The 20,765-nt window shown below is 35.7% G+C and carries 17 protein-coding genes and 11 tRNA genes; 11 read left to right on the top strand and 17 right to left on the bottom strand.

Translation table 11 applies throughout. The features are described 5' to 3' along the window. Nucleotides 1-463: 463 nt before the first annotated feature. The 6 genes from GJV76_RS02450 to GJV76_RS02425 all read left to right on the top strand — a co-directional run bounded on the left by GJV76_RS02450 (nt 464) and on the right by GJV76_RS02425 (nt 6,944). Nucleotides 464-1,492 (top strand): helix-turn-helix transcriptional regulator, encoded by a 1,029-nt coding sequence (locus GJV76_RS02450; protein WP_155091056.1) that lies wholly within the window; start codon nt 464-466, stop codon nt 1,490-1,492. A gap of 60 nt (nt 1,493-1,552) precedes the next feature. Further along, on the top strand, nt 1,553-2,074 hold the full coding sequence (locus tag GJV76_RS02445; protein ID WP_155091054.1) for a hypothetical protein: 522 nt from the start codon (nt 1,553-1,555) through the stop codon (nt 2,072-2,074). A 681-nt stretch (nt 2,075-2,755) separates the two neighbouring features. Next, the gene (locus GJV76_RS02440) at nt 2,756-3,328 is read left to right on the top strand and encodes a hypothetical protein (protein WP_155091053.1); all 573 of its coding nucleotides are present in this window, start codon (nt 2,756-2,758) and stop codon (nt 3,326-3,328) included. 161 nt (nt 3,329-3,489) lie between these two features. Next, a complete protein-coding gene (locus GJV76_RS02435) occupies nt 3,490-3,813 on the top strand; it encodes a hypothetical protein (protein ID WP_155091051.1) in 324 nt (107 codons plus the stop codon). A 103-nt stretch (nt 3,814-3,916) separates the two neighbouring features. Then, entirely contained in the window at nt 3,917-4,864 is a 948-nt protein-coding gene (locus GJV76_RS02430) for a hypothetical protein (protein ID WP_155091050.1), read from the top strand. A gap of 67 nt (nt 4,865-4,931) precedes the next feature. Next, entirely contained in the window at nt 4,932-6,944 is a 2,013-nt protein-coding gene (locus GJV76_RS02425; protein WP_155091049.1) for a TonB-dependent receptor, read from the top strand. 20 nt (nt 6,945-6,964) lie between these two features. On the opposite strand, the gene GJV76_RS02420 is transcribed toward GJV76_RS02425, so the two are convergent. Next, nucleotides 6,965-7,162, bottom strand: coding sequence for a hypothetical protein (locus tag GJV76_RS02420; protein WP_155091048.1), 198 nt, complete (start codon nt 7,160-7,162; stop codon nt 6,965-6,967). A gap of 63 nt (nt 7,163-7,225) precedes the next feature. Between GJV76_RS02420 and GJV76_RS02415 the strand changes: the two genes are divergently transcribed. After that, the gene (locus GJV76_RS02415; protein WP_155091047.1) at nt 7,226-7,654 is read left to right on the top strand and encodes an acyl-CoA thioesterase; all 429 of its coding nucleotides are present in this window, start codon (nt 7,226-7,228) and stop codon (nt 7,652-7,654) included. Here the strand turns inward: GJV76_RS02415 and GJV76_RS02410 are convergent. The 16 genes from GJV76_RS02410 to proS all read right to left on the bottom strand — a co-directional run bounded on the left by GJV76_RS02410 (nt 7,640) and on the right by proS (nt 15,030). After that, nucleotides 7,640-8,341 carry a Dph6-related ATP pyrophosphatase gene (locus GJV76_RS02410; RefSeq protein ID WP_155091046.1) on the bottom strand — a complete coding sequence of 234 codons (702 nt, stop codon included), beginning with the start codon at nt 8,339-8,341 and terminating at the stop codon, nt 7,640-7,642. The two genes, GJV76_RS02415 and GJV76_RS02410, sit on opposite strands and share 15 nt — an antisense overlap. Nucleotides 8,342-8,429: 88 nt before the next feature. After that, nucleotides 8,430-9,734, bottom strand: coding sequence for a dihydrolipoamide acetyltransferase family protein (locus tag GJV76_RS02405; RefSeq protein WP_155091045.1), 1,305 nt, complete (start codon nt 9,732-9,734; stop codon nt 8,430-8,432). 348 nt (nt 9,735-10,082) lie between these two features. Then, nucleotides 10,083-11,882 (bottom strand): translational GTPase TypA, encoded by a 1,800-nt coding sequence (gene typA / locus GJV76_RS02400; RefSeq protein ID WP_155091043.1) that lies wholly within the window; start codon nt 11,880-11,882, stop codon nt 10,083-10,085. 124 nt (nt 11,883-12,006) lie between these two features. Next, nucleotides 12,007-12,258, bottom strand: coding sequence for a 30S ribosomal protein S20 (gene rpsT / locus GJV76_RS02395; RefSeq protein ID WP_155091041.1), 252 nt, complete (start codon nt 12,256-12,258; stop codon nt 12,007-12,009). A gap of 42 nt (nt 12,259-12,300) precedes the next feature. Beyond that, nucleotides 12,301-12,372, bottom strand: a tRNA-Glu gene (locus GJV76_RS02390). A 42-nt stretch (nt 12,373-12,414) separates the two neighbouring features. After that, nucleotides 12,415-12,486: transfer RNA gene (locus GJV76_RS02385), tRNA-Glu, on the bottom strand. 31 nt (nt 12,487-12,517) lie between these two features. Then, nucleotides 12,518-12,589, bottom strand: a tRNA-Glu gene (locus tag GJV76_RS02380). Between the two features lie 31 nt (nt 12,590-12,620). Then, nucleotides 12,621-12,692: transfer RNA gene (locus tag GJV76_RS02375), tRNA-Glu, on the bottom strand. Between the two features lie 31 nt (nt 12,693-12,723). After that, a tRNA-Glu gene (locus tag GJV76_RS02370) sits at nt 12,724-12,795 on the bottom strand. A 31-nt stretch (nt 12,796-12,826) separates the two neighbouring features. After that, nucleotides 12,827-12,898: transfer RNA gene (locus tag GJV76_RS02365), tRNA-Glu, on the bottom strand. Nucleotides 12,899-12,927: 29 nt separating this feature from the next. Continuing rightward, nucleotides 12,928-12,999 (bottom strand) — tRNA-Glu (locus GJV76_RS02360). A gap of 37 nt (nt 13,000-13,036) precedes the next feature. Next, nucleotides 13,037-13,108 (bottom strand) — tRNA-Glu (locus GJV76_RS02355). A gap of 37 nt (nt 13,109-13,145) precedes the next feature. Next, nucleotides 13,146-13,217: transfer RNA gene (locus GJV76_RS02350), tRNA-Glu, on the bottom strand. A 37-nt stretch (nt 13,218-13,254) separates the two neighbouring features. Continuing rightward, nucleotides 13,255-13,326: transfer RNA gene (locus tag GJV76_RS02345), tRNA-Glu, on the bottom strand. 80 nt (nt 13,327-13,406) lie between these two features. Next, a tRNA-Glu gene (locus tag GJV76_RS02340) sits at nt 13,407-13,478 on the bottom strand. A 76-nt stretch (nt 13,479-13,554) separates the two neighbouring features. Further along, complete coding sequence (gene proS, locus GJV76_RS02335; RefSeq protein WP_155091040.1) at nt 13,555-15,030, bottom strand: proline--tRNA ligase; 1,476 nt, start codon at nt 15,028-15,030, stop codon at nt 13,555-13,557. 102 nt (nt 15,031-15,132) lie between these two features. Here proS and GJV76_RS02330 point away from each other — a divergent pair, with 102 nt between their 5' ends. From GJV76_RS02330 to rimO, 4 genes are all read left to right on the top strand, one after another. Beyond that, nucleotides 15,133-16,173, top strand: coding sequence for a hypothetical protein (locus GJV76_RS02330; protein ID WP_155091039.1), 1,041 nt, complete (start codon nt 15,133-15,135; stop codon nt 16,171-16,173). Between the two features lie 34 nt (nt 16,174-16,207). Further along, nucleotides 16,208-17,758 (top strand): OmpP1/FadL family transporter, encoded by a 1,551-nt coding sequence (locus tag GJV76_RS02325; protein WP_155091038.1) that lies wholly within the window; start codon nt 16,208-16,210, stop codon nt 17,756-17,758. 114 nt (nt 17,759-17,872) lie between these two features. Next, a complete protein-coding gene (locus tag GJV76_RS02320) occupies nt 17,873-18,724 on the top strand; it encodes a hypothetical protein (protein WP_155091037.1) in 852 nt (283 codons plus the stop codon). 615 nt (nt 18,725-19,339) lie between these two features. After that, a complete protein-coding gene (rimO, locus tag GJV76_RS02315) occupies nt 19,340-20,653 on the top strand; it encodes a 30S ribosomal protein S12 methylthiotransferase RimO (RefSeq protein ID WP_155091036.1) in 1,314 nt (437 codons plus the stop codon). Nucleotides 20,654-20,765 lie beyond the last annotated feature (112 nt).

Here is a 20,765-nt window from a genome sequence, read left to right as displayed (position 1 = left end):
AGACAGAAACACTATTTGACTGAACCTTTTTATAGGAGAGGATTTTTAATGAAGTTCCTCTGCTTCTCCAAAATTGCGTGACAGGCAATTGTTCTGATCTACCAACTGATCTATATTACCCTGAGGTAACAGTAGGATTCGAACCTACGACTTGAACATTGTTTACTAATCCCATATTAGTCGTCCTTCTGATCACAAACAGGATAAGGTAAACTACTGTCCCTTACTTCTGCGCTATACCGAAACGCTTCCAAGGTTTGTATCTTTCGAACAGTACAAAGATGCACACCTATCTACGCAATCAAATTGCGTAGATATAAATAATTACAAAATACTTTATTAAACACTATATATCAATCAATTATAAATAAAAATATTTTACAAAAAACACTACTACGCAACTACACTGCGTACATAAAGAGAAGAATATGTATATTTGAAGTGAATAAAACGCTAAAAAGTAATGGCAACGAATAAATTAGCCCTTCTGCGCTACCGAATTATTGATGAATGTCTACAGAACAGATTCAGAAAATGGACGTTGAACGACCTCATTGAGAAAGTATCTGATGCCCTATACGAATACGAAGGCATAGACACAGGTATCAGTAAGCGTACCATACAACTTGACATACAAGCCATGCGCAGTGAAGGTTTAGGCTACAATGCCCCCATCATCGTAGTTGACAGAAAATACTATACTTACGAAGATCCGAATTACAGTATCAAAAACTCTCCTATCAACGATGCTGATACCGAAAAGCTCAAAGAGGTAGTCGCTATACTCAAACACCTCAACGGATTCAGTCAAGTAGATGAGATGAGTGAAGTCATTGCGAAGTTGGATAACAGCCTACTTACCCGTAGTACGAAAGCGCCTAACTATATACAAATGGAAGGCAACCCTCTATTAAAGGGAATCAAGTTTATCAGCCCCCTCTACGAGGCGATTAAGAACAAACAAACCCTATTGATCGAATACAAATCCTTCAAGTCAAAAGAAGCTACAAAGAATATATACTATCCTTATTTATTAAAAGAGTACCGCAACCGGTGGTTTGTCGTTGTACGCAGTAGTACAAATAAGCATTTGTTAACCTTAGCACTTGACCGTATCCTCAATGTGTATGCCTTAGCAAATGAACCGTATAAAGAATATGAAGGGGTGGACTTCGATAGATATTACGAAGATACGCTTGGGGTAACCAAGACAGAAAGTGATAGAGCTCAGAAAGTCATCCTATGGGTAAACGCTTATAATACACCTTATGTCAAAACCAAACCGATTCATCCATCGCAACAAGTCATCGAAGAAAATCAGGAAGGGATGAAGATACGCTTAGATGTCGTGCTTAATTTCGAACTGGAAAGAGAAATACTCGGATTTGGGGAAAGTGTAAAAGTACTTACTCCCAAATTGCTTCAAAAGAAAATTATGAAACGAGTAATGAAGATGAATGATCTGTATTTTAGAGAAGAAGAAACAGACTAAGCGTAAAAAAAACGCTTACCTTTACCTTCTTTAATTACAAAGAATACAATCAATCCGTATATGGACAAACAACAAATAGAAGAAATATTCAATATGACTTTTGCAGGGTTATCCCTTTTCTATCGCGACTGTGAGCTAAGTCAAAACCTCATCAATAAGTATCAAATTGGTCAGATTATACAAGAACGCGGTTTCACAGACGCAACTTATAAAGGAGGGGGACTTGCGACTAATATGCGTTACCTCATCGCTTCTGCACATGCCAAAGATGTAGCAGCACTGGTACCTCAGATGGAAGAATACGGATTGGTAATGATACAATCAGGTGCTTACTATAAGGTATTGGACACTTATCAAGTAGGAGGTCAAACACAGGTTACCTTATTGCATATTGCAGAAGAAACAGTGGATTTCTTTAAAGAAAACTCATCGAATATAGAAGATCAAATTGCATCAAAAGCAAGAGAAGGATTCCTGACAAAACTAAAAATGGATGTCATATCTTGCCTTCAGAATCCAGAGTGGATAGAGCGCACTGCTGCTCCATTAGGGATGAGTGATAGCGGGGAATTGAATCTATAACAGACCTTACCTTACAATATAGTTAGCCAAGATAACAGCTTGTTATCTTGGCTTTTTTTATACCTCAGGATTTCATCTCTTTATGACTATCTGCCACTTGATGCCCATATGATAGACTATTGATAGGTAAGTGGTCGGCTTATTTTAGGTACTTTTAAGCCGATCACATGCCGACCACAAGCCGACCACCCTCTCCAAAATAGAACTAAAAAGACATTTGATAGGATGCTCAACTGCCGTTTTTAATCCTATAAAAGCACTTTTAGCTTTTTAGTATCTCCCTGAACTTCCTAAATCACTCTACTTAAGACACAATGCCATGTTTGCCACTTCTTACTTTTCTAAGAACCTTTACGCTAACAGCGAAAAATTAGTTCACGCCGACCTTTATCTCTATGTAATTCTCATAGCGAAAAACACAAGATCCCCCATTATTTCCTTCTCCATACATATACATTAGAAACGTAAAATTGCCAGTAGTCTGTTGCTTGATTGCATAGACTATCCCACTTTGAGGATTATCCCTTCACTCTGTTAACGCCATTGAGTGTAAAGCTAATCCTCCTACCAAAAGGATAAACAGACTTAAACACATAGTCACCAACAACCAAAAGAAACTAATAATCAGCCCTTTATAAGGGAAATAATTATTTTTATTCTGCCACAAAAGAGCATACTACTATGAGGGGAAAAATCGCATTTACCCTTGTTATACTTGCTGCATTGGTAGGGATATTTATCCTGCGTAAACCCTCACCTACAAGAATTGACTTAATTCCTATTGGTACCCCAAACAATCGAGATTTTGAAGATTTCAAAGAAGAGCTCTTTCAGCAAATAATAATAAATACTGATACAATTCATACGTATATTGATTATGAAAGATTTATTATTAACAAGGCTGTTTTCGTTTATAAACTTCCTTTGGCAAACGAACAAAACTTAAAAGCAATCAAAAAAGATTATTATCATCCTACTGGAATGACTAAAGAGCATATTGATTATTTTATAAACAATACTGATGAAGAGCAATTAAAAAAAATAGGCTTAGGCAAACCCACTTCTGAAAATGTTGATAAAATTATCACTAATCTGAAATTAATACTCGTAACAGTACAAGCTCAAAATGACTTTTCTAAAGAATACGATATCAATTACATTTATGATATTACTGGTATCGATATGGGAGAGATACATCTATCAGTAACTACTGATGTTAATGGAGGAAATATAGAGGTAGGTTGGGAAACTTAAAATGTAAGGATTCCAATTTAGACATCACACAGAGTTGATTATCTAAATAGTTTTATTGATTATTGACACAAAAGTGATTTAAGTCATAGAATTAATACTTCTATCCTGTGTATATTTGCAACATGAAACGATGTATATTAATCATAGTAGTTTTATTCTTCATGAAGCCAATATTTCCTGTATTGGACTTTGTGATAAACTATGATGTTATACAAGAGCTTTGTATTAATAAAGACAGACCCGAACTTTCTTGTAATGGATCATGTCACCTGAAAAGTGAATTAGCCAAAACAGCTCAAGAGGACAATCCTTTAGCTGGAAAAACTGCATTGAAGCTTCACTTTGAGGTTTTATACTTTCAAATCATACAATGGGATTTACCCTTTGTTCAACAATCAAAGATTGATACCAAAGTTGTCGATAGTTACAATAGTCTATATGCCTATTTGACTTCTGCTGACTCTATAAAACCACCCCTCGCTTAATTTTTTATTTTATCCAATTTAGTTTTCTACTGGGTAAAGCCTTTTGCTTTACGTGGTAAGTGGCTATATAAATTCTATTTTATAAAATTAAAAATTAAGCAAAATGAAAAAATTCATATACTTCGCATTAACTGTGTTCGCTCTTGGTTTAACTACTTCTTGTACTTCTGATGACAACAGTATAAGTAATGACGACACAACAAATCCTACTAAAACAGATCTAACAATAAAGGTATTAGAACAAAAAAATGACCACTATAACATTGCTATTTATAGTAATGTCAATGAGTTCTATGCTCCTTCTACAACACCTATTATTGTAGAAATCACAGATGCTACTGATGCAAACAACAAAGTATTCACTGATGTATCGATGAATATTATGATGCACATGACTATGCCTAATGGTCATAAAAAGTCTCACTCTGCACCTATCTCTCAATTAAAACCTATTGCGGGATCAAGTAATAAATTTGAAGGAGAGATTATGTTCTCAATGGCAGGAATGGATATAGAGAAAAACTTCTGGGAAATTGAAATCAAAGCTAAAAATAAAGATAAGAACATAGAAACTAAGTTGCCAACAACTGTTCGCAACGGACAATTCTTCGATAGAAATGATATAAATTCAATCAAGGGAAGTGATAGAAAAACGCTGGAAACATTCAATATAGATAGTGAAAAACACTTTGCTGCTTTACATCACGTAAGCAAATTCATTGTTGGTAAAAACAATATTGCAGTATCGATCTACAAAAGAGAAGATAACGGCATGAGATTTCCGGAAGTTGGAGAATTACAAGTGTCAATTGACCCGAGAATGCCTGATATGGCAAATCACGGTGTACTTGATGGCGTGATCAAACTAAATTACAATTCAACGACTAAACAATATGAAGGGAAATTACCATTGAGTATGACGGGGTATTGGTTCTTGAACTTAGTGATCAAAGATCAAGCTGGTAATATATTAGCTGGACAACCTGTTGGATTGGATGCTGATGGTAAAGAGACGGTAAATGGAGACAAGTTCTTTGATCTTGTATTCTAATTGACCATGCTCAAACTACAGTAGAACCTATCGCTTAGCATAACCACTTCTTATTAGATCAGTTGACATGATATCAAAAAACCACTTAATAGCAAGTTTACTTCTTACGCTGCCATCATTACTTTCAGCGCAGAACACAGTAGAGCAAGACACCTTGAGTGCCAAAGCTCTTGAAGAGGTAATCGTTACTCACAAATCTCAGAGTAAAAACCTTACAGAGAAAAAGCCATTAGCATCTGTAGATGACTATTTGGCTAAACAAGAAAATATAACACTTGTTCGCAGAGGAGCTTATGCCTGGGAACCGATGATCAATAATATGTCCATTGAACGAACAAGGCAGACAATTGACGGAATGCAGATTTTTCATGCCTGTACGGATAAAATGGACCCTATCACCTCTTATGTAGAAGTAAACAACCTCGATGGAATGGACATTACTTCTGGCTCACAGGGCTCCATGTTTGGAGCTACATTAGGAGGAAGTATAGACTTGCGTACGCGAAAGCTATCGTTTACAGAGGAGGATAAACTTACAGCTCAAGTTCAAACAGGTTTTGAGTCTATCAATAAACAGAAAATTGTCGGTGGTAACTTTGATTATACAGCTAAGAAATTCTATGTAAGTGGTTCAATCATGTACAGAGATGCAGACAACTACAAAGCTGGTGGTAACAAGGAGATATTGTATTCACAATTCAGAAAATTAAACGCATCTGGAATCATCGGTTATGCTATTAATAACTCCCATAGCTTAGAAGCTGCAATTATCTACGATAAAGCAACTGATGTAGGGTATCCTGCTTTGCCTATGGATGTTGGCTTAGCAGAGGCGATTATTACTTCTGTGAAACACACTTATAAGCCAACAGGGTCTTGGGTTGACAAATGGGAGACGAAATTGTATTACAATACCATCACACATCGTATGGATGATACAAATCGACCAAATGTACAAATGCGTATGGATATGCCAGGATCGACAGATACTTATGGAGCCTATACAACTTTGTCAACTACCTTAAAAGATAGTCATCATATCAGTGTAAATGCCAATACTTATTACAACAAGTCCTTGGCAGAAATGACGATGATTCCCAATAATCCAGGTTCAGCAAATATGTTTGCTTATACTTGGCCTAACATCAAGACTAATTACGGAGGATTAACGATCAAAGACCACTGGCAGATAGATGACAAAAATAGCGTATTGCTATCTGGTACTTTAGGAATCAACTTTAATCACGTAAGTGAAAAGGGTATTAACCAACTGAGTATCTTTTTAAATGACGATACTTTCAAACAAAATAAAACTCGAACAGTAGGAAATATAGCTGCCAATTACGAATACTTTTACGATAGTTGGTTATTCGGCATAGGAACAGGTTATGGCAATAGAGCCCCTTCGGTATCTGAGGGATATGGATACTATCTGTTCAATAGTGGAGATCGCTATGACTATATTGGTAACCCTAATCTAAAAAATGAATCTTCCTATGAAGGTAATTTCTTTGTTAAATATGCCTCACCTGCCTTTTCTACTAAATTGTCAGGTTCTGTATTCTACTTAGATAATTACATTATTGGTGTTATTGATCCGATCTATAATGCAATGACTATTGGTGGCTTAGGTTTGAAGAAATACGCCAATATAGATCATGCTATACAGGGAACATTAGCTTGGAACTTTACTTACAACCTTGATGCGAATTGGAAAGTGTCAGGAGGCCTTACTTATAGCTTTGGAGAAGATAGCGATAAAAACACATTGCCTTTTATTGCACCTTTGGCTTATAGTACAACAATTGACTACAAGTACAGTGTATTTAAAACACAGTTAAGTTTAAAGGGAAATGCAGTTAAAAATAATGCTGCAAAAGCTTATGGTGAAGTGCGCACACCTTCCTATGCTATTTTAGATTGGAATGCAAACTACGACTTTTTAATAAAGGAACAATCCTTGAATATCGGTGTGGGTATAGAAAACATATTTGACACCCATTACTCAACCTATGCAGATTGGAACAAAATACCAAATCCTGGGAGAAACTTCTTTGTTAATCTAACTTATAAATTATAATTAAAATTTTTCACTTGTCCCTAAAAAGGCTGAAGACTGCGGTTTTCAGTCTTTTTTTTCCTATATACATAATGTTCATAACTGATAATCCAATCCTCAATATTCTGTAAAACACAGCGCATGGCTACATGCTGGATATACTCAGTATAATTAAGTACAAAAGCAATACTTCGCAAAATAATTACTTTAAACATTGGCTTTTTAGTATTTTTACGCATAGCGTTAGCTTTGTTTAATCCCGCTATCAATGAAAGGTAGCATTTAAAAATAATCCCTATACTATGTCTCGAATTAAAATTACTATGCCTACTGACTATACATACAAAGTATCAATACCTGTGCGAATCACAGATTTAAACTATGGCAATCACTTAGGCAACGACAAACTGCTCTCTATCTTGCACGAAGCGAGAGTGATGTTTTTGAATCACTTCGGATATACAGAAATGGATTGTGCCGGCGTAGGGTTAATTATGGCTGATGTCGCTATTGAATATAAAAATGAAGCCTTCTACGGAGATGTATTATCCATCCAACTGGTTGCTGGTGATTTTAGCAGAGTGGGCTTTGACTTATACTATCTCGTACAGACAGAAACTAAAGTTATTGCTAAAGCCAAGACAGGCATGGTTACTTTCAATTACCAAAGTAAATCGGTAGTGGCTGTTCCCGAAATTCTCCTTTCGCAATTTGTCTCACAGAATATCTAAGAACCAAAAGCCATAGTGTAGGATTTCCTTTTGATGACATTGCTTTGGAGCATCGTATGTCTTATACACCCTTTCTCCAATCTCAAAAGGAACAGGTTTCTGAAACATCGGCCCATCATATACAAAGGTGTGAAACTCTCCGTTCTCTCCACATGGATCAACTCCTTTTGGCAAATCAGCTATAAATTGTTTGTCAATCGTACGTCCAACGAAACTCTTGTCGAGATATTGCTCATTCACACAGACTACGATTGTCTTCAGTCCACTATCAACCATTTCGTGAATCAATGCTGTTGTATCTCGATTCCACAGCGGAAACACCCCATTTATACTTAATCGAGCAAGCTGTTGCTCCCGAAAGGTTTTCAGATCTTCTAAAAGAATATCGCCATATACACTATCGTAAATCCCCTGTTCACTATATTTTTGCAACTGTTGCGTTACGATATCTTCATACTCCTGCAAAGTTAATTTCTCGTGTAGATATACGACATCAATAGGCAAACCGAGACACTCTGCTTGACGACGTAAAACACTTTCTCGTATTCCGTGCATTGAAACACGTCCAAAGTGCTCATTAACCGTTGTCATGAGTCGGGTAACTTGCAACTCTTTACTCTGTTGCAATTGATATAAAGCGAAGGCTGCATCCTTTCCACTACTCCAATTTAAAAAAGCTTCTTTCATACTGTATGATAACCTTTAGACAAAACAAGATATAAAAAAACGGTTTCACAAAGGTGAAACCGTTTAAATAAAATATTTTAAATGAGTATTATATCTCTCTATTTGGATCAAAAGCTTCTAAGATCTGAGCAACTCTTTGTACGAATTGTCCTCCTAATGCTCCATCTACCACTCTGTGGTCATAACTGTGAGATAAGAACATCTTCTGACGGATACCGATGAAATCTCCCTCTGGAGTTTCGATAACCGCTGGTACTTTACGGATAGCTCCTAAAGCAAGGATACCTACTTCAGGTTGATTGATAATCGGTGTACCGAATACACTACCGAAAGTTCCTACGTTAGTTACTGTATATGTACTTCCTTGTGTATCGTCTGGTTTTAATTTACCAGCTTTAGCACGATTACCTAAGTCATTAACTGCTTTAGCCATGCCAACTAAGTTTAATTGATCAGCGTTTTTAATTACTGGCACAATTAAGTTTCCGTTAGGTAATGCAGCAGCCATACCCAAGTTAATATTCTTTTTCTTAATGATATAGTCACCTTCTACAGAGATATTCATTCCAGGGAAGTCTTTTAAAGCCTTAGCAACAGCCTCCATAAAGATAGGTGTAAACGTAAGTTTCTCTCCTTCTCTCTTCTCGAATGAATTTTTAACTTTATTTCTCCAGTTTACGATATTGGTAACGTCTACTTCGATAAATGATTGCACGTGAGCAGAAGTCTGAACAGATTTCACCATATATCCTGAGATAAGTTTACGCATGCGATCCATTTCTACAATCTCATCCGCACCATTTACAGATACAGGCGCCGCTTTAGTTGCAGTTGGAGCAACAGGAGTTGCTTTTGGAGCTTCTACTTTTGCCGCTACAGGTTGAGGTTGGTTACCTCTGTTCTTAACGTAAGCTAATATATCAGTTTTAGTAACTCTTCCATCTTTTCCTGTTCCAGTGATTGATTCTAATTCAGCTAATGATATACCTTCTTCTTTAGCAATATTTTTTACTAAAGGAGAAAAGAATTTATCAGAATCTGCAAAATCAACAGGAGTCGCAACAGCTTCTTTTGCTGCAGCTACTGTTTCTGCTACAGCTTTAAATTCAGATGAAGTACTAACAGCAGATGGAGCTGGTGCAGCTGCATCACCCTCTGTTTCTATAATTGCGATTGTTTGCCCTACTTGAACAACATCGTCTACTTGGAATAATATCTCAACCAAAGTCCCTTCCACTTCTGATGGAACTTCACTATCAACTTTATCAGTTGCAATCTCTAATACTGTTTCATCAGCTTCAATGCGGTCCCCTACATTCTTCAGCCAGTTTGTAATGGTTGCTTCAGCAACACTCTCACCCATTTTGGGTAATTTCAATTCGAACTTTGCCATATTTATAACCTAAGGTTGTGATTTTTGATTCAAATTACAAATTTAATAATATTTCGGACTTATAATAGCAGAAATAAAAATTATGAATCTTATAAAATCTACATCTTCAAAACATTATTTCTCTCAGAAGTTCTAATTAAAAAATCATAATATAATCGTTTTATTAAATAATTTAATCCAAATAATATATTTAGCAGTTCTTTACAAACTGACAAAATACTGCATCAAAACACTAATTACTCGAATTATTCAAATAAAAAAACAAAAGGTAATTACCGCATTTGTACTAAATAAAAAAGTCAGCTTATTGCTAAGCTGACTTCGTATATCAAAAATAAAATTTGATTCTTATTTAATAGTATTGCGTTTTCTATCTGTCTCTTTCAAGAAGATTTTTCTTAAACGCAAAGACTTAGGAGTTACCTCAACATACTCATCTTTTTGAATGTATTCTAAAGCTTCCTCTAAAGAGAATTTGATAGCAGGAACAATACGTGCCTTATCATCTGCTCCAGAAGAACGAACGTTAGATAACTTTTTCGTTTTAGTAACGTTAACAGTCATATCATCGCTACGTGTATTCTCTCCAATTACTTGACCTTCGTAGATGTCTTCATTAGGATCAACGAAGAATTTACCACGATCTTGTAATTTATCAATAGAATAAGGAATAGCTTTACCATTCTCCATAGAAATTAAAGAACCATTGTTACGTCCTGCAATCTCTCCTTTGTATGGTTGATATTCTAAGAAACGGTGTGACATAATTGCCTCTCCTGCAGTAGCAGTTAACAACTGATTTCTTAAACCGATAATTCCTCTTGATGGAATTAAGAATTTAATAATCATACGCTCACCTTTAGGTTCCATACTTAACATTTCACCTTTTTTCAATGTAACGTATTCTACTCCACGACCAGATAAGCTTTCAGGAATATCAATAGTTAATTCTTCAACTGGCTCACATTTAACACCATCAATCTCTTTGATGATAACTTGTGGTTGACCAATTTGTAATTCATATCCTTCACGGCGCATTGTCTCAATCAAAACCGATAAGTGCAATACCCCACGACCAAATACCATAAACTTATCAGCACTATCCGTTTCGTTTACACGTAGTGCTAAGTTTTTCTCCAGCTCTTTGTTTAAACGATCTTTAATGTGTCTTGAAGTTACGTATTTACCTTCCTTACCAAAGAATGGCGAGTCATTAATAGTGAATAACATACTCATCGTAGGCTCGTCAATAGTGATTGTTGGTAATGCTTCTGGATTTTCGAAATCAGCGATAACGTCACCAATTTCAAAACCATCAATACCTACAACAGCACAAATATCTCCAGCTTGCACTTCAGATACTTTCTTGCGTCCTAATCCTTCAAACGTATGTACTTCTTTAATTTTAGACTTAACCGTTTTTCCATCTCTTTTAATCAAAGAAATGTTCATTCCTTCTTTTAAAATACCTCTATGTAAACGACCAATAGCAATACGTCCTGTAAATGTAGAGTAATCTAAAGATGTAATTAACATCTGTGGAGTACCTTCTTTAACCTCAGCTTGAGGTATGTGCTCAAGAACCATATCCAATAATGGTTCAAATGAATCTGTTGGTTTTTTCCAATCAGTTGACATCCAGTTGTTCTTTGCAGAACCATAAACAGCAGGGAAATCCATTTGCCATTCTTCAGCTCCAAGTTCAAACATCAAGTCAAATACTTTCTCGTGAACCTCTTCTGGCGTACAGTTCTCTTTATCTACTTTATTAACAACTACGCAAGGTTTTAAACCTAAGCTAATTGCTTTTTGTAGTACGAAACGGGTCTGAGGCATTGGTCCTTCAAAAGCATCTACAATTAAAAGAACACCATCAGCCATATTCAATACACGTTCCACCTCACCACCAAAGTCAGCGTGCCCTGGAGTATCAATAATATTAATTTTAGTTCCCTTGTAGTTTACCGATACGTTCTTAGAAGTAATAGTAATACCTCTTTCTCTCTCGATATCCTCATTATCCAAAATTAATTCTCCAGAAGTTTCATTCTCACGAAATAATTGACAGTGGTGTAATATTTTGTCCACCATCGTAGTTTTACCATGGTCAACGTGTGCTATGATAGCAATATTCCTAATTGGTGTCATATAAGGATTTTAAATTAGTTATTTTGTAAAATACGAATTTGGCTATAAATCAACAAAAAAAGCTCTCATTAATTGAGAGCTTGTATTCTTTTCTTAACTTTAAAAGACACTTGCTTTGCAATTATTATAATGCAGCAACGTGTTTTGTTAACTTAGATTTCAAGTTAGCAGCTTTATTATCGTGGATAATATTTTTCTTTGCTAATTTGTCAATCATAGATACTACTACAGGTAATTTATCAGCAGCCTCTTTTTTATCTTCAATCAAACGTAAAGCTTTGATCGCATTACGAGTTGTTTTGTGCTGATATCTGTTAAGTACTCTTTTCTTTTCGTTACTTCTAATTCTTTTTAAAGCTGACTTATGATTTGCCATTTCGTTTAAATATTTTATTAAGTCTATACTATTTTTTCTCTGTAGTCCGTAGGGGAATCGAACCCCTGTTACCAGGATGAAAACCTGGCGTCCTAACCCCTAGACGAACGGACCATTACCATCAATCTTGTTGTTCCTCTAAAAGAAAGAACTTTGTAGTCCGTAGGGGAATCGAACCCCTGTTACCAGGATGAAAACCTGGCGTCCTAACCCCTAGACGAACGGACCAAAATTTCAATTATTGACTCAAAAGACTCTGTAGTCCGTAGGGGAATCGAACCCCTGTTACCAGGATGAAAACCTGGCGTCCTAACCCCTAGACGAACGGACCAAAATTTCAATTATTGACTCAAAAGACTCTGTAGTCCGTAGGGGAATCGAACCCCTGTTACCAGGATGAAAACCTGGCGTCCTAACCCCTAGACGAACGGACCAAAATTTCAATTATTGACTCAAAAGACTCTGTAGTCCGTAGGGGAATCGAACCCCTGTTACCAGGATGAAAACCTGGCGTCCTAACCCCTAGACGAACGGACCAAAATTTCAATTATTGACTCAAAAGACTCTGTAGTCCGTAGGGGAATCGAACCCCTGTTACCAGGATGAAAACCTGGCGTCCTAACCCCTAGACGAACGGACCGAAATTAATGTTTGACTCAAAAGAATCTGTAGTCCGTAGGGGAATCGAACCCCTGTTACCAGGATGAAAACCTGGCGTCCTAACCCCTAGACGAACGGACCATAAATTTCAATAATTGATTCATAAAAAAAGAATCTGTAGTCCGTAGGGGAATCGAACCCCTGTTACCAGGATGAAAACCTGGCGTCCTAACCCCTAGACGAACGGACCATAAATTTCAATAATTGATTCATAAAAAAAGAACCTGTAGTCCGTAGGGGAATCGAACCCCTGTTACCAGGATGAAAACCTGGCGTCCTAACCCCTAGACGAACGGACCATAAATTTCAATAATTGATTCATAAAAAAAGAACCTGTAGTCCGTAGGGGAATCGAACCCCTGTTACCAGGATGAAAACCTGGCGTCCTAACCCCTAGACGAACGGACCAATTTGCATTAGATTATTTCTCTTATAGAAAATCTTGTAGTCCGTAGGGGAATCGAACCCCTGTTACCAGGATGAAANTGTAGTCCGTAGGGGAATCGAACCCCTGTTACCAGGATGAAAACCTGGCGTCCTAACCCCTAGACGAACGGACCATTTGTTTCTCTAATGCGGATGCAAAACTACAATAAATTTTTTATCCCGCAAGAGAAAAACAAAAAAAATATAATTTTAATACGCTTTTGCGAATAACACTCTTCCCTTAGATGGCTTGCCTGTTAGCACACATACACCATCTTCTTCCACCCTATCAATTGGAATACAGCGAATTGTAGCTTTCGTAAGATCTTTAATCTTCTCCTCTGTCTCTGTTGTACCATCCCAGTGAGCTGAAATAAATCCACCTTTACCTTCCAAGACTTCTTTAAATTCATCAAAAGAATTTACTTCAGTAATATGTGCTTCTCTATAATCAAATGCCTTTTTGAATAATGTAGCTTGTATTTCCTCTAACAAATCTTGGATATACTCAACAATACCTTCTTTTGATATAGTTTCTTTTGTCAATGTATCACGACGCGCTACTTCAAAAGTGCCATTCTCTAAATCTTTTGGCCCTACAGCTAAGCGCACAGGAACTCCTTTTAATTCATATTCAGCAAACTTCCATCCTGGTTTAAATGATGTACGATCATCAAACTTAAAGGAGATGTTTAGTTTTTTAAATCTATCTGTGATCTTCTTCACTTCTTCGCGAATAGCTTCTAACTGCTCATCTGTTTTGTGAATAGGAACAATAACCACTTGTATTGGTGCCAAGTTTGGAGGTAATACTAATCCATTATCATCTGAATGTGTCATAATTAATGCACCCATTAATCTTGTACTCACACCCCACGAAGTTGCCCATACATGCTCTTGTTTTCCTTCTTGAGAAGTAAACTTAACGTCAAATGCCTTAGCAAAATTTTGTCCTAAGAAATGTGATGTTCCAGCCTGTAAAGCTTTACCGTCTTGCATTAATGCCTCAATACAATATGTCTCAACAGCACCAGCGAAACGCTCATTTGCTGTTTTAAATCCTTTTACAACTGGAATAGCCATAAAGTTCTCAGCGAAATCAGCATATACATTTAACATTTGTTCTGCTTCAGCAATAGCCTCTTTCTCTGTAGCGTGTGCTGTATGACCTTCTTGCCATAAAAACTCTGCTGTTCTCAAAAATAATCGAGTTCTCATTTCCCAACGTACAACGTTAGCCCATTGATTTACTAAGATTGGTAAATCGCGATAAGACTCAATCCACTTTCTATAAGTATCCCAAATAATTGTTTCCGAAGTTGGACGTACAATTAATTCCTCTTCTAATTTCGCTTCAGGATCAACTTCAATTGTCTTACCATCTTCCGCTGTCTTTAAACGATAGTGAGTAACTACTGCACATTCTTTTGCAAATCCATCTACATGACTCGCCTCCTTACTAAAATAAGACTTGGGGATAAATAAGGGGAAATAAGCATTTTGGTGACCAGTTTCTTTAAACATTCTATCTAACTCTGCCTGCATCTTCTCCCAGATTGCATACCCATATGGTTTTATTACCATACACCCACGTACTCCTGAATTCTCAGCCAAATCTGCTTTGACAACAAGTTCATTGTACCACTTAGAGTAATCTTCGCTTCTTTTAGTAATATTCTTGCTCATTTTTAATATATTAGCAGTTAAAATTGTTTAACTCTTAATTAACTATAATAATTCCACAAATCTAATTAAATTTGTTTTGACCAACAATTAAAAAACAGGGAAATGAAAACATTTGTAAAAAACTTCGTAAATACAAGTAAACTCTATGCTTTACTTGCAATAGGTGTATTTACTGTTTCATGTGGTTCATACTATAATACATCGTATTACGATGATGGTATATATAATAGTAATTCCAACAGAGCAGTGGTTCAACAACCTCAGCAAAACTATTACCAGCAATATTTTGCCAGTAAAAGTGATGATTTAGAATATTTTACAGATGTAAATAATTATATTTCGCCTGTAAATGACAGTATTCAACAACAAAGAGAACTTTCAGCAAAAAGCTATGGCACTTGGGGCAGTCAACCTAATGACGTCAAAATAAATATCTATAACAACAGTTATGGCTATGGCTATCCTTATTACGGATCGCCTTATTATGGATACCCATATTACAATGCTTTTTATGATCCATTTTACGATCCATATTATTATGGAGGTTGGGGCTGGGGTCTAAGCTTTGGGTTCGGATTTGGATGGAATGGCTATTATGGCGGTCATTGGGGACATGGTGGTTATTGGGGATATCCTTATTACCATTCTTACTCATATAGACCTACTTATTATGCAGGTTCAAGATATCCTACTACATATAGTAGAACGTCATACAACAGAACAAATAATAGTACTTCATATTCTCGTAATCCTTCTTATAGTAGAAATACATATAGTAGAACTTCTTATAACAGAGGTAATGTAGGAAATAATGGATACAATAGATCATCGTATTCACGAAACAACTACAACACTAATTCGAGTAACTCCTATAATAGATCAAACTACAGTAGAACAAATTATAGCAACTCTGGAAACTACAATAACAGTTCTTCTTCATATAGTAGAAATAACTATAATAATAGTTCTTCAAATTCAAACAACAACTATTCAAGAAGTACATATAGTAGAAGTAGTAACAGTACTCCGTCTTCTTATAGCAGAAGTAGCTCATCATATAGTAGAGGTAGTTCATCGTCTTCTTCCTCTTATAGTAGAAGCAGTTCTTCAGGTGGAGGATCTAGAACGACATACAGTAGATAATTATTCACTTTAGATATATATACATATATTAATTATGAAATTAAAAAAAATAGCTTTATCTGGAGCATTGTTAGGCCTTACGCTATCTTCATATGCGCAGGAAACTAATATGCAGAGCGCAATGCCCTTAAATGAAAATGATCTTAATGGTACAGCTCGTTTTAGAGCAATGAGCGGAGCATTTGGTGCAGTTGGAGGTGATTTATCAGCTTTAAAAATTAACCCTGCTGGGGGTGCAATCTTTAATTACAATAACGCTGCATTTTCAATGTCTTTTGTCAATAAAAGCAATAAGGCAAACTATAATGGCACAAACGACAAGAAGAATTATGATGGATTAGACCTTGGACAATTAGGAGCTATATTTGTTTTCAATTCTTTTAAATCGGATGCCGTAATGAAAAAATTTAGTATTGGAGTTAATTACGAGAGTACTAATAATATGCGTAACAATGTGCGCTTTAGAGGTATTGGTGATGAAAATTCACTAGGTGATTACTTTTTACAAATTGCTAATCACGGTGGGCCAAATGGTGGTCCTATCCCTCTTGGCGATATTAGTCCAGAAAATCAGCAAACAACGATTACTGATGGTTATCTACGTGCAAATTACTACGGTGGATTAACAGGAAGAAATGCGTTTTTGGGTTATAACGGAGGTTTATTCACTGAGAACAACAATGCTGAAGGATATCACCATGATTTCCTTACTGACACTCCTTTTCACCAATCGCGTAGCATAAGCACTTCTGGAAGTACAGGCTTATTTAGTGGTAACTTTGCAGCTCAATTAGGCGATCGCTTTTATGTTGGGGCAAACTTAAATATACACACCGTAGACTATACAGTAGATAGTGCATCTTATCAAACAGCAAGAAACTCATCTAATGGCAAAGACGAGAACATCTCTTTCATGAATAGCACCTATACGTATGGTACAGGATTTTCTTTTAATATTGGTGCAATTGCTCAAATAACAGAGGGACTTAGAGGAGGTTTATCTTATCAGTCACCAACTTGGTATTCGTTAAAAGATGAACTATATCAAGGGCTTCGAACGCAAATGAGTTATGATAACAATACTAATTTTATCTATCCTGATGTAGTGTTAAAAACGCCTACTTACAAGTTGAAAACTCCTTCTAAATACACTGCGAGTTTAGCTTATATTTTCCAAGAAAAAGGATTAATCAGTGTGGATTACTCTTTGAAAGACTATTCTAATAACAAATATAAACCTACAAACGAATATCAAGATATTAATCAAGATTTCAACAATGAACTACAGGTTGCCAGTGAATTAAGAATTGGAGCTGAATACAAAATCAAACAAGTAAGTTTACGAGGGGGATATCGATTTGAACAAAGCCCATACAAAAACACTAAATACGTAGGTGATTTAAACAGTTTCTCTTTAGGTTTAGGATATAACTTCGGTCCGTCTAGATTAGACTTGTCTTACAATCATACTGCAAGAAACTACCAAACTACTTTAGTGGATATGTCTTATAATAATTTATATTCCAATGCTACTGTTAAATCAAAAGAGAATTGGATAAATCTTACCTATAGCATCACTTTTTAAAACTTTGTTTTTAGAACTTAAACAACTAACAATCTCTTTGCTGAGGAAACTCGCAAAGAGATTTTTTATTGTACCTTTGCAGATTAATAAAAGACTACTTAAATAAAAATTCTTATGAAACATATTTACAAATTAATAGCTGTGCTAACTCTATTTTCTTCGACAATAAGTTTTGCTCAAGAAGCTGTGACAACACCTTTGCGTTATACAGACTCAAATAAAGGTAAATTTTATATTTACTGGGGAGGTAACCGTGGATATTTTTCAAACTCAGACATCACGTTTAGAGGAAATGATTATGATTTCACGATTAAAGATGTACAAGCATCTGATAAGCCAAAAGGATGGCATATTGACTATATAAACCCATCTCGTATGACTATTCCACAAACGAATCTTCGTATCGGGTATTTTATTAGTGATAAATACAATATTTCGATTGGTGTAGACCATATGAAATATGTAATGGATCAAAATAAAATGGTGAAGCTTTCAGGGTATTATCCAGGTAAAGGTACATATGGTGAAACAATCGAAGGTGATCCAGACAGAGTATTGTTAACAGATGATTTCTTAACATTTGAACATACAGATGGATTAAACTACCTAAACTTTGAGATCAACCGCGTAGATGATATCTCAAAACTTTTTGGAGTATGGAATACAGATAAAGTACAAATTAACCTTACTGAAGGTGTTGGTTTTGGTATAGTATACCCAAAGACAAATACTAAATTATTAGGTAAAGAAAGATATGATGAATTCCACGTTGCAGGATTAGGTGTATCTGCAAAAGCAGGTTTGAACGTTACATTCTTTAAACACTTCTTTATTCAAGCTGAATTAAAAGGAGGTTTTATAGATATGTATGACGTACGTACTACTTCTGATAAAGCGGATAAAGCAATGCACAACTTTTGGTTTGGACAAACAGTTATTGCTTTTGGAGGTATATTCAGACTATAACAATTGCATTAAAAACAAATACAATATAAAAACGGGTGTCAGAATACTGACACCCGTTTTTATATTAGGTACATCCATGAGAACTTATAACAGAATACTGGAAATAGGTCTAAAATCAGAAATGACGTACATACCTTACTCTATTCAAAATAGAGAAGAACTCTTATCTCAACAGTCTCTAACGATTGTAAAACACAAAAACAATTTACTCTTTCCTCTCCTACCTTGATTGTAGATTCAGGATACCTCAATACAACCTACTATCCCTTAACGAAAACTTAGAATACAGCTGACTTCATCACAAAGTTGTCTCTACTTTACAAACTTGCTATTCAAGCAGTATAAGACCATTCCTCATGACTAGAGCCTAAGTTTGCTAAAATGGCTATCACTTTACTCAAATAGTTAAAACCATAAGCCACAAAGACTAATTGCAACCTTAAGTATAATTAATTGTACATAAACAAGTTTATTTTCTCCTTACAAAACCACATATCCAACTTTATTATAAAACAGAATGTTTCCATTTTGCAAAGGTGTATCATATAAATATACTAAAGCAGATGTTTTGTAGCTAAAAAAAATGTAATTTTGCAGTCCAATTTTTTTAAATCAATGAGAACCAAAACTTTAAAAAAGAATAAAATCAACGTCATTACTTTAGGTTGTTCAAAAAACGTTTACGACAGTGAAGTGTTAATGGGACAATTAAAAGCAAGTGGAAAAGAGGTAACACATGAGGCTGCTAATGATGAAGCTAATATTGTGGTGATCAACACTTGTGGTTTTATTAATAACGCTAAGGCGGAGTCAGTAAACACAATCTTAGAATACGTAGAGAAAAAAGAGGAAGGTATTGTTGACAAGGTCTTCGTTACTGGATGTTTATCTGAGCGATACAGACCTGATTTAGAAGCTGAAATCCCTAATGTAGATCAATACTTCGGTACGACAGACTTACCTTTGTTGTTAAAAGCATTAGGAGCTGACTATAAACACGAATTATTAGGAGAACGTCTGACGACTACTCCTAAAAACTACGCTTACCTTAAAATCGCTGAAGGATGTGACCGTCCTTGTAGTTTCTGTGCTATTCCAATAATGAGAGGAAAGCACGTATCTCAACCGATCGAGAAATTAGTAAAAGAAGCTGAAGGATTAGCTAAAAACGGAGTAAAAGAGTTAATCTTGATCGCTCAAGACTTGACCTACTACGGATTAGACTTATACAAAAAGAGAAACTTAGCAGAGCTATTAGAGAACTTAGCGAAAGTAGAAGGTATCGAATGGATCCGTCTTCACTATGCATTCCCTACAGGATTCCCTATGGATGTATTAGAACTAATGAAGAGAGAACCTAAGATCTGTAACTACTTAGACATCCCTCTACAACATATCTCTGACAATATCTTAAAGTCTATGCGTCGTGGTACTACACAAGCGAAGACAACTAAGCTATTAAAAGAGTTTAGAGAAGCCGTACCTGGTATGGCTATCCGTACGACATTAATCGTAGGATACCCAGGAGAAACAGAAGAAGACTTCCAAATCCTAAAAGATTGGGTACAAGAGATGAAGTTTGAGCGTTTAGGATGTTTCACTTATTCTCATGAAGAAAATACACATGCTTATTTACTGGAGGACGATGTTCCTGAAGAAGTTAAACAAGCTCGTGCGAATGAAATTATGGATATTCAAGCACAAATCTCTTTTGACTTAAACCAAGAGAAGATAGGACAGACATTCCGTTGTATCATTGATAGAAAAGAAGGTACTGAGTTTATCGGACGTACTGAGTTCGATAGTCCAGACGTAGATAACGAGGTAAGAATAGATGCTACTAAACACTACTTAAAAATAGGTGAATTTGCAGATATTCACATCGATAGTGCTTATGAGTTTGACTTATTTGGTACACCCGTAAAATAAAGAAAAAGGCTGAATATTATCTATTCAGCCTTTTTCTTTACACAAACTTAATGATTAGATAAAGTTAGATTAATTGAATTTTATTTCCTTTGAATAAATCATTAAGAACAAT

The sequence above is a fragment of the Myroides albus genome (assembly GCF_009711045.1).
Lineage (GTDB): Bacteria > Bacteroidota > Bacteroidia > Flavobacteriales > Flavobacteriaceae > Flavobacterium > Flavobacterium album_A.
This window is presented reverse-complemented; position numbering and strand designations above follow the sequence as displayed.

Bases quoted from the DNA above. Each gene is read 5' to 3' on its own strand.
- GJV76_RS02450 (WP_155091056.1), top strand. From the start codon at position 464: ATGGCAACGAATAAATTAGCCCTTCTGCGCTACCGAATTATTGATGAA.
- GJV76_RS02445 (WP_155091054.1), top strand. From the start codon at position 1,553: ATGGACAAACAACAAATAGAAGAAATATTCAATATGACTTTTGCAGGG.
- GJV76_RS02440 (WP_155091053.1), top strand. From the start codon at position 2,756: ATGAGGGGAAAAATCGCATTTACCCTTGTTATACTTGCTGCATTGGTA.
- GJV76_RS02435 (WP_155091051.1), top strand. From the start codon at position 3,490: ATGAAGCCAATATTTCCTGTATTGGACTTTGTGATAAACTATGATGTT.
- GJV76_RS02430 (WP_155091050.1), top strand. From the start codon at position 3,917: ATGAAAAAATTCATATACTTCGCATTAACTGTGTTCGCTCTTGGTTTA.
- GJV76_RS02425 (WP_155091049.1), top strand. From the start codon at position 4,932: ATGATATCAAAAAACCACTTAATAGCAAGTTTACTTCTTACGCTGCCA.
- GJV76_RS02420 (WP_155091048.1), bottom strand. From the start codon at position 7,162: ATGCGTAAAAATACTAAAAAGCCAATGTTTAAAGTAATTATTTTGCGA.
- GJV76_RS02415 (WP_155091047.1), top strand. From the start codon at position 7,226: ATGTCTCGAATTAAAATTACTATGCCTACTGACTATACATACAAAGTA.
- GJV76_RS02410 (WP_155091046.1), bottom strand. From the start codon at position 8,341: ATGAAAGAAGCTTTTTTAAATTGGAGTAGTGGAAAGGATGCAGCCTTC.
- GJV76_RS02405 (WP_155091045.1), bottom strand. From the start codon at position 9,734: ATGGCAAAGTTCGAATTGAAATTACCCAAAATGGGTGAGAGTGTTGCT.
- typA (WP_155091043.1), bottom strand. From the start codon at position 11,882: ATGACACCAATTAGGAATATTGCTATCATAGCACACGTTGACCATGGT.
- rpsT (WP_155091041.1), bottom strand. From the start codon at position 12,258: ATGGCAAATCATAAGTCAGCTTTAAAAAGAATTAGAAGTAACGAAAAG.
- proS (WP_155091040.1), bottom strand. From the start codon at position 15,030: ATGAGCAAGAATATTACTAAAAGAAGCGAAGATTACTCTAAGTGGTAC.
- GJV76_RS02330 (WP_155091039.1), top strand. From the start codon at position 15,133: ATGAAAACATTTGTAAAAAACTTCGTAAATACAAGTAAACTCTATGCT.
- GJV76_RS02325 (WP_155091038.1), top strand. From the start codon at position 16,208: ATGAAATTAAAAAAAATAGCTTTATCTGGAGCATTGTTAGGCCTTACG.
- GJV76_RS02320 (WP_155091037.1), top strand. From the start codon at position 17,873: ATGAAACATATTTACAAATTAATAGCTGTGCTAACTCTATTTTCTTCG.
- rimO (WP_155091036.1), top strand. From the start codon at position 19,340: ATGAGAACCAAAACTTTAAAAAAGAATAAAATCAACGTCATTACTTTA.